This is a genomic window from Neoasaia chiangmaiensis, assembly GCF_002005465.1.
Classification (GTDB): Bacteria; Pseudomonadota; Alphaproteobacteria; order Acetobacterales; family Acetobacteraceae; genus Neoasaia; species Neoasaia chiangmaiensis.
Genome location: NZ_CP014691.1, coordinates 486,473 through 499,058 on the forward strand (window position 1 = coordinate 486,473; position 12,586 = coordinate 499,058).

The following is a 12,586-nucleotide window of genomic DNA, read 5'->3' on the forward strand; positions in this document are numbered from 1 at the left end:
AATCAGACAAACAACGTCTTCGGAAGACTTGCAAACTCCGTTTCGTTCTGCAATCGAAAAAACTGACCCGCAGGTCAGTTTTTATTTCGACGTTGCGTCCAGCCGTTCCGGAGATTCGCCATGCAGCAGGAGCCCAAGGATGGTCCCTGTCGCCCGGTCGAAATCGACTTCTCCGTTCAGAACCGCCGTGATCTGCGAATTCATGTCGGCGTAGAACTGCGTCATGGCCCAGAGCGAGAAGATGAAATACGGTGGGTCGACCGCCCGGATCTCTCCACGCCCGGCCCAGATCGCAAGGGTCTCGCCAATAAGATCCACGTGCATCCGCAGCGTGGTTGTCAGATAAGTGTGGACGTGTTCACCGCCCCGGAGAATCTCGTGGGCAAACAATTTCGAGGCATCGGCGTGATCCCGGGAGAAGGCAAGCTTGGCGGCAATATAGCCTCGCAGGCCTTCCGAAGCCGTCCGGTGCGGCGACAGCCAGTGCCTCGCATCGGCCAGCCAGCCCGACAGCGTGTTTTCGAGAACGGCCCGATAGAGGGCTTCCTTGGTCCCGAAATAGTAGTGAACATTGGCTTTCGGCAACTGGGACGCACGGGCGATTTCCACCATGCTTGCGCCGGCAAATCCATGACGCCCGAAAATTCGCTCCGCTTCCGACATGATGCGTGGCACCGCTATTTCACGGGGAATGCCCAAATTTCGACCTCCAGGGATAGCGACAGAACAGATTTCTCGCGTATCGTTACACGAACGACCATCCGTGACCACGGGAGACGCACGCCATGCTATTGATCCGCGGCGGAACCATTGTCGACTCGGAACGAACATATCGTGCCGATGTCCTTTGCCTCGATGAGCGGATCGCCGCCATCGGGCACGATATCGATGCACCGCTCGGCTGCCAGACGCTCGACGCCGGTGGTCTGCTTATCATGCCGGGCGGAATCGATCCGCATACCCACATGGAAATGCCTTTCATGGGCTCCGTCTCCTCCGACGATTTCGAAACGGGCACGACGGCCGGGCTCGTCGGCGGCACGACCACAATTCTCGACTTCGTCATTCCCGAGGTTGGCGGCTCCCTGATCGACGCATGGCATGCCTGGGCTTCACGAGCCGAAAAAGCCGTGACGGACTACTCCTTCCACGTAGCGATCACGCATTGGAACGATCGCGTCTCGATGGAGATGGGTCGGTTGACGCAGGAATATGGTGTCAACTCATTCAAACACTTCATGGCCTATAAAGGCGCATTGATGGTCGACGATGGCGTGCTGATGCACTCGATCAGTCGCGCGCTCGAACTTGGTGCATTGTGCAATATCCATGCCGAAAACGGCGATGCCGTCGCCTATCTTCAGCGCGATCTGCTGGCGCGTGGTCTGACGGGGCCTGAATCGCATCCGCAGTCCCGGCCGCCCGCCGTGGAAGGCGAGGCGGCACAGCGCGTGATTGCGATTGCGGGTCTGCTCGGTGCCCCGATCTACATCGTCCATGTCTCGACGAAGGATGCCACCGATGCCATCAGTCGCGCACGCGCTCAGGGGCAGCGCGTTTACGGCGAGGTGCTGGCGCAGCATCTGGTGATCGACGATAGCGTTTACGAAACGGACGACTGGCTCCGGAAAGCGCAGCACGTCATGAGTCCGCCTTTCCGCCCGAAGGCCCATCAGGAGGCCTTATGGGCCGGACTTGCTTCCGGACAGCTCCAGACCACCGCGACCGACCATTGCTGTTTCTGCGCGCCGCAAAAGGAGCAGGGACGGGACGACTTCACGAAAATTCCCAATGGAACGCCGGGCATCGAGGATCGGATGAGCGTATTGTGGCACCATGGCGTGAGAACAGGGCGGCTGACTCCGATGGAATTCGTCGCCATCACTTCCACCAATACTGCCAGGATCTTTAATATCCACCCGCGCAAGGGCAGCATATCGGTCGGTGCGGATGCAGATCTCGTATTGTGGGATCCGGATGCATCGCGAACCATCTCCGCAAACACGTCCCGCCAGCGCGTCGATTACAACGTCTACGAAGGCATGACTGTCACAGGGCTTGCACGGCATGTCGTGGCCGGCGGACGACTGGCCTATGTCGATGGCGATCTTCGAGCGCGACGGGGACAGGGGCGGTATATTGAACGCCCCTGTTTCTCGCCTGATTTCGATGCCATACGTCGCCGGGCAGCCTTCCGATGATGCTGAGGCATTGTCTGAGAGGCGCAACATTTGCGCTCGCCCTGGCCGCTATACCCTGCGCCTTCGCCCAGACGGTTGGAAGCGAGCCACCCAATGTGGGCGAAGCCGCCCACGCCGCCCGGATTTATCATGATAGCGGGCGCTACGCGCACGACCTGGACACGGTCCTGTCCCAGGCGGATGCGTGGATCACTCAGCGTGCTCCGAACGTGCGGAAGCCCGCCGTCGTGCTGGACATCGACGAAACGTCGATCTCCAACTGGCCGGAGATTCAGGCCGACGACTTCGGTTATGTACCCAACGGACCATGCGAACATCTTCCGAATGGCCCCTGCGGCTGGCTTGCATGGGAGGCGACTCTCCGCGCAGCCGCCATTCCGGGAACGCTAACGCTGGTGCGCAATGCTCAAGCACATGGCGTCGCCGTTTTCTTTGTAACGGCACGGCATGAGTCGGAGCGTTCCGTGACCGAAAACAATCTGCGCGCCGCCGGTTATGCGAACTGGTCGGGCCTCGTCCTGCGACCCGAAGGACAACACACACCGGGCGCGGGAAGCTACAAATCCGGCGCACGCGCCGCCATCGAGGCACAGGGCTATGCGATCGTCGCCAACATTGGCGACCAGCCATCCGACCTCGCGGGCGGCCATGCGGAACGTGGCTTTCTGCTCCCGAATCCATTCTACAGGGTGCCATGACCGACAATATCGAAAGCCTGACGCGACAGGTGGCGCGCGATCTGGACAAGATCGCCTACGCGACCGGCAACTGGTCGCCACCATGCCAACGCGATGGCGAGCCTGTCCTGGATGTCGCGATTATCGGTGCCGGGCAGGGTGGTCTGGCGACGGCTTTCGCCCTGCGGCGTTTCGGCATCCACAATGTGCGGATTTTCGAACGTGCCAGCAACGGTGGTGCGGGACCATGGACGACATTCGCCCGCATGATCACGCTGAGAACACCAAAACACGTCACCGGACCGGATCTCGGCATCCCGTCGTTGACGCCACGCGCCTGGTTCGAGGCGCGATATGGGGAAGTGGCGTGGCAGCATCTGGACAAGATCAGTCGGCATGACTGGCAAGCCTACCTTGACTGGTTTCGTGACACGCTGAACCTTCCGGTCACGCATGAAACCGCCCTGACGGATGTGGCGTGGGACCAAGGCCTCCTGCGGTTGACATTCATGGAAGCGGGCGGCGCCACGCAAATACGATGGGCGCGTAAGCTTGTCCTCGCAACGGGTATCGATGGCGGCGGCATGTGGCATGTGCCGTCTTTCATCCGCGATACCCTGCCTGCGGACCGCTATGCCCACACACATCAGGAGATCGACTTCGCGGCCTTGCACGGCAAACGCATTGGCGTGCTGGGCGGTGGCGCATCGGCTTTCGACAATGCCGCGACGGCGCTGGAGGCCGGGGCCGCGACCGTCGATCTGTGCATCCGTCGCCAGACGCTGCCGCGTATCAATCCCTATCGCTGGATGGAGAATGCCGGATTCCTCGGGCATTTCCATGCGCTACCCGATCTGACCCGCTGGCGTTTCATGCGGCATATCTTCGACCTTAACCAGCCGCCGCCACAGGACACGTTTTGGCGATGCAGCCGTTATGACGGCTTCAGATTTCATGGCGACACACCATGGCTGAACGCAAGCATGCAGGATGATGGCGTGCTCGTCGCAACACCGCATGGCGAGATGGCCTTCGACTTCGTCATCATCGGCACGGGCTTCATCATCGATCTGGCCCGGCGGCCCGAAACGGCAGGTTTTGCGCCGAATGTCGCCCTCTGGCGCGATTGCTTCGCCGCACCTCCCGGCGAGGAAAGCGCTGTTCTCGGCAGCTACCCTTATCTCGGCTCGCACAGCCAGTTCCTGCCACGCGATCCCGATGCGAAGGATGCCGAAATGCTGGCGGCCATCCACAATTTCACATTCTCCGCCACACCCAGCATGGGCCTTTCCGGCGCCTCCATCAGCGGTATGCGTTTCGGGGTCGAGAGACTGGCGCGCGGGTTGGCTTGCGACCTGTTCGTGACGGATGGAGAACGGCATCTCGAGAGCCTCCTGGCCTATGACGCTGAGGAACTGACCAGCCTCACCGCACCGCCAGATTTTGCTGGAGGCCTCGCATGACGGACGCCATCGACGACAGGGAGATTGACATCCTCAGCGCCGGTGTCGGGCTGACGATCGCCCCGGAGCATCGCGCAGGTGTCAGCGCCAATCTGCGGCTTCTTCGCGCCTATAGCGAGTTGATCGACGAATTCCCTCTTCCGGACAGGGAAGAACCGGCGTTCGAGTACCACCCATGACGGCGCCGGAGATCACCGGAGAGATACGCGCACGCCGCGTTTCGGCCGTCGATATCGCCAGACAGGCGATGGCGCGGATCGAGACGGAGGACGGACGATATAACGCAGTGACGCGCGTCCTGCATCAACGGGCGATGGAATGTGCAGCGCGGATCGATCGCCTTCTCGCGGCGGGTCAGGACCCCGGACCACTCGCGGGCGTTCCTTTCGGCGTCAAGGATCTGTTCGATGTGCGCGGTGAGGTCACGACGGCCGGATCGCGCGTTCTTGCCGGATCGTCTTCAGCAACCAAGGATGCGATCCTTGTCTCACGGTTGATCGAGGCTGGCGCCGTTCCGGTCGCGACGACCAATATGGACGAGTTCGCGTATGGATTTGCGACTGACAATGCCCACCACGGCGTCACGCGTAACCCCCACGATCAAGACAGACTGGCGGGCGGCTCATCCGGCGGATCCGCCGCCGGGGTTGCGGCGGGATTTTTTCCTGTTGCACTGGGGTCGGACACCAACGGATCGATCCGCGTTCCCGCCTCGCTATGTGGCGTCTGGGGACTTCGGGCCACGCAGGGTCGTCTGCCGACCGAAGGCAGTTACCCCTTTGTCGCGAGCCTGGATACCGTGGGACCGTTTGCGACATCGTCGGCATATCTGCGGGCCACCTTCGAAGCGTTGAGCCGCGCGACACTTCCCGCCATCAACACGCGTGATTGGCGGATAGCGCGGCTTGGCGGCTGGTTCGCCACCAACATGACGACTGACATGGCCCAGGCCATGGACAGCCTTGCCGGACATCTGGACGCAACCCAGGTCGTCGAATTGCCCGAAGTTGCCCGCGCCAGAGCCGCGGCGTTCGTCATCAGCGCGGCTGAGGGCGGGTCATTGCACCTGCCGCGCCTGCGGGAATTCGCCGATGAATACGATCCGGCCGTGCGTGATCGTCTGCTGGCCGGCGCCCTGCTGCCCGCCCATATCGTCTTCAAGGCACAGCGCCTGCGGAACTGGTTTCGCCGACAGATGCATAAGGCATTCGTCAATGCCGATATTCTGATTGCCCCCGCCGTGCCATGCGTAGCGCCTCGCCTCGACGAGCCCACCATTCGGATTGACGGCAGGGACGTTCCGGCACGTGCCAATCTCGGCATCTACACGCAGCCGCTGACATTGGCGGGTTTCCCGATTTTAACGCTGCCGATGCGCACTTCCGGCCTGCCACTGGGCGCGCAGTTGATCGCCCGTCCCGGACGCGAAGACCAGCTCTTCGCGTTGGCAGCGGAACTGGAAGGATCCGGCATGACTGCTTCCCCGAAAAAGCACGATCATGCTGCATAGCGCGCGCGCGAAGCATGGCATGGTCACAGCGCCCCATCATCTCGCCGCGCAGACCGGCCGCGACATTTTGAAATCCGGCGGTTCGGCCATCGATGCCGCCATCGGCGTGGCCGCCACCTTGGCTGTCGTCTACCCCCATATGACCGGAATCGGCGGGGACGGTTTCTGGCTCATTCGTCGACCGGACGGGCAGGTAACGGCAATCGACGCGTGTGGGCGGGCGGCACGGGCCGCCGAAGTTGAACTGTATCGCGGCAGGGATGCCATACCCTGGCACGGCGGGCTGGCGGCCAATACGGTGGCCGGAACCGTCTCGGGCTGGCAGGCCGCACATCATATCGGCGGGCGACAGCCGATCGCGCGGCTTCTCGACGATGCGATCCATTATGCCGAGGACGGTGTCATCGCAACGGAAAGCCTCGCCGGGCTTGCAGCGCGCCATGCCGGTGATCTTCGGCATATTCCCGGGTTCGCAACGCTTTTCCTGCCTGACGGTGCGCCGATTGCGACGGGCGAAGTTCTCCGCAATACCGCATTGGCGAATACACTGAGGCGGCTTGCGGCGGCCGGGTTATCCGATTTCTACACGGGGTCGCTTGCCGCCGATATCGCGCGCGATCTTCACACCGCCGGCTCTCCGGTCGATGTCAACGATCTTGAGGCGCATACGGCGACGGTCGGCACGCCATTATCCGTGCAACTCGGATGTGGCCGGTTTTACAATACCCGACCGCCAACGCAAGGCGCAGCATCCCTGCTGATTCTGGCACTGGCCGAACGGTGGGGCGTGCGTGGCGCCGATACGACCGAAGACCTGCATAAATGGGTCGAGGCGACCAAACGCGCTTTTCTCTATCGGGACGCGACGATTGCTGATCCGGCAATCATGATGTCCGACCCGCAGGACCTGCTTCAGGATCCGTCGGCGCTGGATACCATGGCGGCGGCATTCGATCCTGATCGGGCGACGCCCTGGCCCCGCCCGTCCCATGGTGGCGACACGACATGGTTCGGTGTCGTCGATGCCCAGGGCTGGGCGGTCAGCGCGATACAAAGCCTGTATTTCGAATTCGGCTCGGGCGTCACGCTGCCGAACACTGGCATCGTCTGGCAGAATCGCGGCGCGAGTTTCGACCTGAGCAACCACGGTCTTCGTCGTCTCGCACCGGGCCGCAAGCCGTTTCATACCCTGAATCCCGCTCTGGCCGAATTGCGTGACGGCAGCATCATGACCTACGGCACGATGGGCGGGGAGGGACAACCGCAAACCCAGGCGGCAATCGTCGCGCGTGCGGTGATTGCCGGCATGAGCCTGCAACACGCCATCACGGCGCCGAGATGGTTATTGGGGCGCACATGGGGCGAAGCCACCACGACGTTGAAACTGGAGGACCGCTTCCCCGGCGATATCGTCGATGCACTCCGAACGATGGGGCACGATGTCGAGATTCTTCCGGCCTTTGCGGATGCCATGGGGCATGCCGGTGCAATCCGGCGTTATGGCGACGGCACGCTGGAAGGCGCATGCGATCCGCGTAGCGATGGCACGGTGGCGGCGTGGTGAATGAGGTGAACATGACACAATCCTACCCACGGGACCTGATCGGCTACGGTGCGCACCCTCCCGATCCATGCTGGCCGAATGCCGCACGCATCGCCGTTCAGTTCGTGCTGAATTACGAGGAAGGCGCGGAAAACAGCGTTCTACATGGCGATGCGGGATCGGAAGCATTCCTTTCCGAGATGATTGGCGCGCGCGCCATATCGGGCAGCCGCGGCATGCAGATGGAAAGTCTGTATGAATATGGTTCACGGGTGGGTTTCTGGCGGCTGCATCGCCTGTTTACGGCAGCGGGCCTGCCCGTGACGGTCTTCGGCGTCGCGCTGGCATTGGCGCGCAACCCGGATGCCGTCATGGCCATGCGCAAGGCGGATTGGGAAATCGCCAGCCATGGACTGCGCTGGATCGATTATCAGGATATCCCCGTCGACGTCGAACGCGCGCACATCCTTGAGGCGATCGCCCTGCATACGTCCGTCGTCGGCGAGCGACCGCTCGGCTGGTATCAGGGGCGGACGAGTCCGAATACCGCGCGCCTTGTCGCCGAGGAGGGCGGATTTGTTTACGACGCCGATTCCTATGCCGACGAACTGCCTTATTATGATCGAACCCATGGCCGCAATCAGCTGATCGTGCCGTATACGCTTGATGCAAACGACATGAAGTTCGCTGCCCTGAACGGTTTCACCGAAGGCGAGCAGTTCTTCCGTTATCTCCGCGATACATTCGATCTGCTGTATGCAGAAGGCGAGACAGCGCCCCGCATGATGTCGATCGGCCTGCATTGTCGTCTTGCCGGAAAGCCGGCGCGTACCTTGGCACTGCAGAAGTTCATCGAGCACATCGCACGCCACGATCGCGTCTGGGTGGCACGACGGCTGGACATCGCCCAACACTGGCTGAGGACCCACCCTGCATGATCGAGGGAATTTCGTCCGCCGATTTCGTCTCGCGGTTCGGCGACATCTACGAGAACTCGCCATGGATCGTGGAGGCGGCCTATGCGCAGGGACCTTTTGCCGACCCGGCGATATTCCTGGCGACATGTGCGGATATCGTACGTGGGGCCGATATCGCTCGCCGCCGGGCACTGGTGCGTGCTCATCCGGAACTGGCGCGCAAGTTCGGCGTCGATCCCACGCTTGGCGAACTATCCGCCGCCGAGCAGGCCGGTGCCGGCCTGGATCGCCTGACGCCGGATGAGTTCACACGCTTCAGGGCCGCAAACGACGCCTACCGCCAGCGTTTCGACATGCCTTTCGTGATCTGCGTGCGGGAAGCCAGCAAAGCCGTCATTCTCGCCGAGTTACAAAGAAGGCTGGCGAACGCGGACGATGTAGAGCTTGAGGAGGCGCTGACGCAGATCGATCGTATTGCAGCCCTGCGGTTACAGGATAAGCTTCGGCCATGACAACACTTTCGACCCACGTGCTGGATACCGCCCTTGGCAGACCGGCGTCAGGCGTGAGCTTTACGTTGCAGGAAGGTGACGTGTTGCGCTTCGAAGGCATCACGAACGAAGACGGCCGTTGTCCTGCGCTGAAGGACCTCGTCCTGACGGCCGGCCGATACCGGCTTGTCTTCTGCGTCGCTGCCTATTTCGCAGAGCAGGGTATGGTGTTGGCCGATCCGCCGTTTCTGGAGACCGTTCCCATTTTCTTCGGCATCGGAGATGAGGGGCATTATCACGTGCCACTTCTGCTCTCGCCCTATGGTTACTCGACCTATCGCGGCAGCTGACAAGAGATGAAACATTTAGGGGTTCTGGCGTTAGGTCTTCAAACCGACGACAAAGGACCGCGACGATGACCACAGACCCTGGCAACACCTTCCTGACGGACGTGGCAATGCTGCGCGAGCGCGCCAGGAAATCCCTCGACGATGGTGCCGTAACGCCTACCTATCAGGGCGATGTCCAAAAGACGATCGATCTCCTGCAAAGCGTCGTGGCGACGGAACTCGTCTGCGTACTGCGCTACACGATGCACTCAATCTCCGTCGAAGGCTTGGCAAGCGAAAGCGTGGGCGCCGAATTCGCCCAACATGCGAAGGAAGAGCGTCAGCATATGCTTGCCGCCGCCGAGCGCATCGATCAATTGGGTGGTATTCCGAACTTCAATCCTGAAGGCCTGGCCTCGCGTTCGGCGACAGAATACGGCAACGGCGGCAATCTTGTCGAAATGGTCAAGCAGAACCTGATCGCCGAACGTGTCGTGATCGAACACTATCAGGAGTTGATCCGCTATTTCGGCGACCATGATCCCACCACGCGGATCATGCTGGAAGGCTTCCTGGCGGAAGAGGAAGACCACGCGACGGACATGCACGATCTTCTGGTCGCGCACGAAGGCAAGCCATTCCTTTCCTGAGCACATGACCTTGCCAGAGAACATCTGAAGCCACGGCCCCCGATGAGCATACCGCTCCGGGGGCCTTTTTTAGCGGTGGCCGGATGTCGCCACGACAGGCAGCGCGGCGGCTCAGTATGATTTGAGCAGCCGATCGAGATAATCGAGTTCGCTGCGCGGGCGCGTCCGATCGGCATCCCGGCGGCGTAGTTCGCGTTCGATTTCCCGCGCCCGCGCACGCTGGTCGGCCTCCGGTATGTGGCCGTCCGTGTCCATGCCCTGATTACCCTTGCCCAGCTTACGCCCCAGCGGATCGCGATCGCCATGACGGTCCGCATCCGCGCCGTCCGAGTCACTATCGTCGCCCTGGCCTTGTCCCGCTTTTCCACCGCCCTGTCGATCAGCGGCGGAGCTGAAGCCGGGCAACAGTGCAATCGGGCCGCCGCCCTTCGACTGCGCCTTCTGTGCGTCGCTCATCTGTTTGCCGGCTTCCGCAAGGTCCTTGAGCGCCTGCTGTTCGGCCTGTTGCGCCGCGTCATCCTGCCCATGCGCCAAGGCATGTCGGGCGGCGGCCATGTCCTTATCGGCCTTCTTCAAGCCGTCGAGAGGTTTGCCGGATGTCTGCTTCACCGCATCGTTCAGGATCGTATCCACGCGACGCAACGCACTTTGCACGGCATGATCCTTGCGCCGCTCCTCGTCGTGGGTGGCCTCGACAGCCGGGTCGGCAGGCGGTGGTGCCGTATCCGTCCTCGTCTCCAGCGCTTCCGATGGCGGTTGTTGCAGGCCAAGCCGGCGAAGCAATTCCGGCGTGGACATCGTCGCGAGATCCTGATTGTCGCTCCCGCCCGGACTGTCCTCATCCTGATCGGTCGAATTCGCGCGACGCTGGGCACTCAGCCGGGACTGGGTATGATCGAGCAATGCCGCCTGCCGCTTGACCAGATCGTGAAGTTCGTGGCGCTGGGCCTGCGCCTCGGCCTGCGCACGCATCTGTTGCGCCATGTTCGCCAGATCCTGCGGCGTGGCATTGCGCATCCGGCTGGTCATCTCTTCCAATTGCTGGAGCCGACGCATCGCATCGTCGCCGTGACCATTCGTCGCGTCCGATTGCAGCCGTCGCATGAGCCGCGCGAAAGCATCATCGGCATCCCCCTGATCCTGGCTTGTTTCCGGCAACATCGTGCCGTTCTGCATGGCCTGACGCATCAAGGCCTGCATCCTGCGATCAATCGCCTGCCGCAGGGTCTTCATGCGCTGGGCCAGCTCTTCCTGCTCCGCGGTCACCTGTCCGGCATGACCCAGCTTCTTCATATGCGCGATCTGCGTCTGTACGGCCGCCTGTGCCGCCCGGATATCGAGATTGGCCAAAGCCGTTTCGCGATCCGTTTCGCGCAGATCCTCCAGATAGAGCGCTACCGCCCAGGTAAGACCGATCACCTGCTCCCTGGCGTCTGCGTCATCCGGGTCGGTCAATTGGCTGGCGGCCAGATCAAGCGAAAGGATTACGCCTGTCTCGCGAAGGGGCAGGACCTCGGTCAGTGCGCGCAGATCGTCGGCTGCCGCCACGCGCGTCTGTTCACCCAGCGCAAGGCGATGCCGTGTCGCGATGATCGCCTTCGCGACCGGGTCATGGAAACTGCGCGCCGGCAACCGGAAAGTCACGGGCTTGCTTCGCGCGTGCAGGCCGCTGACGCTGGTGGCATATAGCGTGGCATCCACCTGTTCGCCCGCCCATGGATCCGCGGACAGGTCCTGCTCCGAAACACCATGGGCGTCTTTCGGCGCGCCATTCAGCGGAACAGGCACCTTGAGCACGCGTGGATTGCTTCGACCGTGCAGTCTCATTTCAGCCTGCAACGACTGAACCCCATAAGCCTGGGCGACTTTCCAGGGCAGTTTCAGCCGCCAGGTGTCCTGAACGACCTGCGGCTTGCCGTCCCATGCCACATCCGGCGCCAGATCAGGTCGCACCTGCATCTGCCATTGTGCAATCGTCCGCCAGCGAGACTTCAGACGCAGGGTGCCACTGCCATCCAGCGATGCATGCAGTGCCCAGCTTCGGCGATCCAGCGCCCGATCATCACGCGCGCTCGTCGTCGCACCCGAAAGATAGGGATGTGACATTGTCCCGGTCAAGATGGCCGTCAGCCGCGCGCCTTGTGGAACGGATGCGGTGCCATCACGCTCGCCAAGGAATTGAGGTGCGCCAGGCGCATAGGAAGGTAAGTCGATCCACGCCTGGATACGAGGCAGAGGAACGTCCGCGTCGTCCATCCCCGGTACGAAAGCCGCCAGAATGCGAGAGGGGGCCGACGTACCGGCCAAAACAAGCGCCGTTAGCAGGGCCGCCAGAAGAAAGGCCGCGCCGCCACGATCCCATGGCGTCAGGCGCGGTTTCGGCCAGCCAGCCCGCAACACCCCGATCCCACGCATGACGCGTTCGATGTGGAGGTGCCACAGGGCCGGTTCGCCAGTTGTCGCCGGATGGTCCTGCAATGCCAGCAACGGTTGAAACGGCAGACGAGAGGCACGTTCAATCTGCCGATCCATCTCGGCCACTGTCGGATCGACGATCCGACGCCAGCCACGTATCGTCATGATGACGACCGTGCTGACGAAACACACCAGAAGAATGACCCGCGCCCAGTCCGGCAGGCTCTGCGGCACGCGCAGCAATCCAGCCAGTATATACAGACCGGTTGCCGCTACGACGCCGTGTAGTTGCGGCCAGGCGCGCTCCATCCACAGGACGCGCCGTGCATGACGCCGCACGCGAGAAAGACGGCGAACAAGGAAGGGCCGATCGTGCAGGGTCGCGCTCAT

At 62.1% G+C, this 12,586-nt stretch carries 12 protein-coding genes; 10 read left to right on the top strand and 2 right to left on the bottom strand.

Annotation, left to right across the window (positions count from 1 at the left end):
• Nucleotides 1-81: 81 nt before the first annotated feature.
• Nucleotides 82-699, bottom strand: a complete 618-nt coding sequence (locus tag A0U93_RS02360; protein WP_169852678.1) for a TetR/AcrR family transcriptional regulator — start codon at nucleotides 697-699, stop codon at nucleotides 82-84.
• 86 nt (nucleotides 700-785) lie between these two features.
• On the opposite strand from A0U93_RS02360, the gene hydA reads away from it, so the two are divergent.
• From hydA to A0U93_RS02410, 10 genes are all read left to right on the top strand, one after another.
• On the top strand, nucleotides 786-2,201 hold the full coding sequence (gene hydA, locus A0U93_RS02365; protein WP_077805939.1) for a dihydropyrimidinase: 1,416 nt from the start codon (nucleotides 786-788) through the stop codon (nucleotides 2,199-2,201).
• Nucleotides 2,198-2,899 carry an HAD family acid phosphatase gene (locus tag A0U93_RS02370; protein WP_245825030.1) on the top strand — a complete coding sequence of 234 codons (702 nt, stop codon included), beginning with the start codon at nucleotides 2,198-2,200 and terminating at the stop codon, nucleotides 2,897-2,899. Before hydA ends, A0U93_RS02370 begins: the two co-directional genes overlap by 4 nt.
• Entirely contained in the window at nucleotides 2,896-4,341 is a 1,446-nt protein-coding gene (locus A0U93_RS02375; RefSeq protein ID WP_077805940.1) for an NAD(P)-binding domain-containing protein, read from the top strand. The genes A0U93_RS02370 and A0U93_RS02375 overlap by 4 nt, the downstream gene beginning before the upstream one ends.
• Nucleotides 4,338-4,520 carry a DUF4089 domain-containing protein gene (locus A0U93_RS02380; RefSeq protein WP_077805941.1) on the top strand — a complete coding sequence of 61 codons (183 nt, stop codon included), beginning with the start codon at nucleotides 4,338-4,340 and terminating at the stop codon, nucleotides 4,518-4,520. The genes A0U93_RS02375 and A0U93_RS02380 overlap by 4 nt, the downstream gene beginning before the upstream one ends.
• Nucleotides 4,517-5,851, top strand: a complete 1,335-nt coding sequence (locus A0U93_RS02385; protein ID WP_077805942.1) for an AtzE family amidohydrolase — start codon at nucleotides 4,517-4,519, stop codon at nucleotides 5,849-5,851. Before A0U93_RS02380 ends, A0U93_RS02385 begins: the two co-directional genes overlap by 4 nt.
• Nucleotides 5,841-7,415, top strand: coding sequence for a gamma-glutamyltransferase family protein (locus tag A0U93_RS02390; protein ID WP_077805943.1), 1,575 nt, complete (start codon nucleotides 5,841-5,843; stop codon nucleotides 7,413-7,415). The genes A0U93_RS02385 and A0U93_RS02390 overlap by 11 nt, the downstream gene beginning before the upstream one ends.
• A gap of 11 nt (nucleotides 7,416-7,426) precedes the next feature.
• Nucleotides 7,427-8,332, top strand: coding sequence for an allantoinase PuuE (gene puuE, locus A0U93_RS02395; protein WP_077805944.1), 906 nt, complete (start codon nucleotides 7,427-7,429; stop codon nucleotides 8,330-8,332).
• Nucleotides 8,329-8,823 (top strand): 2-oxo-4-hydroxy-4-carboxy-5-ureidoimidazoline decarboxylase, encoded by a 495-nt coding sequence (gene uraD, locus A0U93_RS02400; RefSeq protein WP_077805945.1) that lies wholly within the window; start codon nucleotides 8,329-8,331, stop codon nucleotides 8,821-8,823. The genes puuE and uraD overlap by 4 nt, the downstream gene beginning before the upstream one ends.
• The gene (uraH, locus tag A0U93_RS02405; protein ID WP_077805946.1) at nucleotides 8,820-9,152 is read left to right on the top strand and encodes a hydroxyisourate hydrolase; all 333 of its coding nucleotides are present in this window, start codon (nucleotides 8,820-8,822) and stop codon (nucleotides 9,150-9,152) included. The genes uraD and uraH overlap by 4 nt, the downstream gene beginning before the upstream one ends.
• Nucleotides 9,153-9,217: 65 nt before the next feature.
• Nucleotides 9,218-9,781, top strand: coding sequence for a ferritin-like domain-containing protein (locus tag A0U93_RS02410; RefSeq protein ID WP_077805947.1), 564 nt, complete (start codon nucleotides 9,218-9,220; stop codon nucleotides 9,779-9,781).
• 111 nt (nucleotides 9,782-9,892) lie between these two features.
• Here A0U93_RS02410 and A0U93_RS02415 read toward each other — a convergent pair whose 3' ends face one another.
• On the bottom strand, nucleotides 9,893-12,586 hold the full coding sequence (locus tag A0U93_RS02415; protein WP_077805948.1) for a DUF4175 domain-containing protein: 2,694 nt from the start codon (nucleotides 12,584-12,586) through the stop codon (nucleotides 9,893-9,895).

Coding starts and splice junctions, on each gene's coding strand:
- uraD (WP_077805945.1), top strand. CDS start 8,329: ATGATCGAGGGAATTTCGTCCGCCGATTTCGTCTCGCGGTTCGGCGAC.
- A0U93_RS02385 (WP_077805942.1), top strand. CDS start 4,517: ATGACGGCGCCGGAGATCACCGGAGAGATACGCGCACGCCGCGTTTCG.
- A0U93_RS02375 (WP_077805940.1), top strand. CDS start 2,896: ATGACCGACAATATCGAAAGCCTGACGCGACAGGTGGCGCGCGATCTG.
- A0U93_RS02390 (WP_077805943.1), top strand. CDS start 5,841: ATGCTGCATAGCGCGCGCGCGAAGCATGGCATGGTCACAGCGCCCCAT.
- A0U93_RS02380 (WP_077805941.1), top strand. CDS start 4,338: ATGACGGACGCCATCGACGACAGGGAGATTGACATCCTCAGCGCCGGT.
- A0U93_RS02415 (WP_077805948.1), bottom strand. CDS start 12,586: ATGAGCGCGACCCTGCACGATCGGCCCTTCCTTGTTCGCCGTCTTTCT.
- puuE (WP_077805944.1), top strand. CDS start 7,427: ATGACACAATCCTACCCACGGGACCTGATCGGCTACGGTGCGCACCCT.
- hydA (WP_077805939.1), top strand. CDS start 786: ATGCTATTGATCCGCGGCGGAACCATTGTCGACTCGGAACGAACATAT.
- uraH (WP_077805946.1), top strand. CDS start 8,820: ATGACAACACTTTCGACCCACGTGCTGGATACCGCCCTTGGCAGACCG.
- A0U93_RS02410 (WP_077805947.1), top strand. CDS start 9,218: ATGACCACAGACCCTGGCAACACCTTCCTGACGGACGTGGCAATGCTG.
- A0U93_RS02370 (WP_245825030.1), top strand. CDS start 2,198: ATGATGCTGAGGCATTGTCTGAGAGGCGCAACATTTGCGCTCGCCCTG.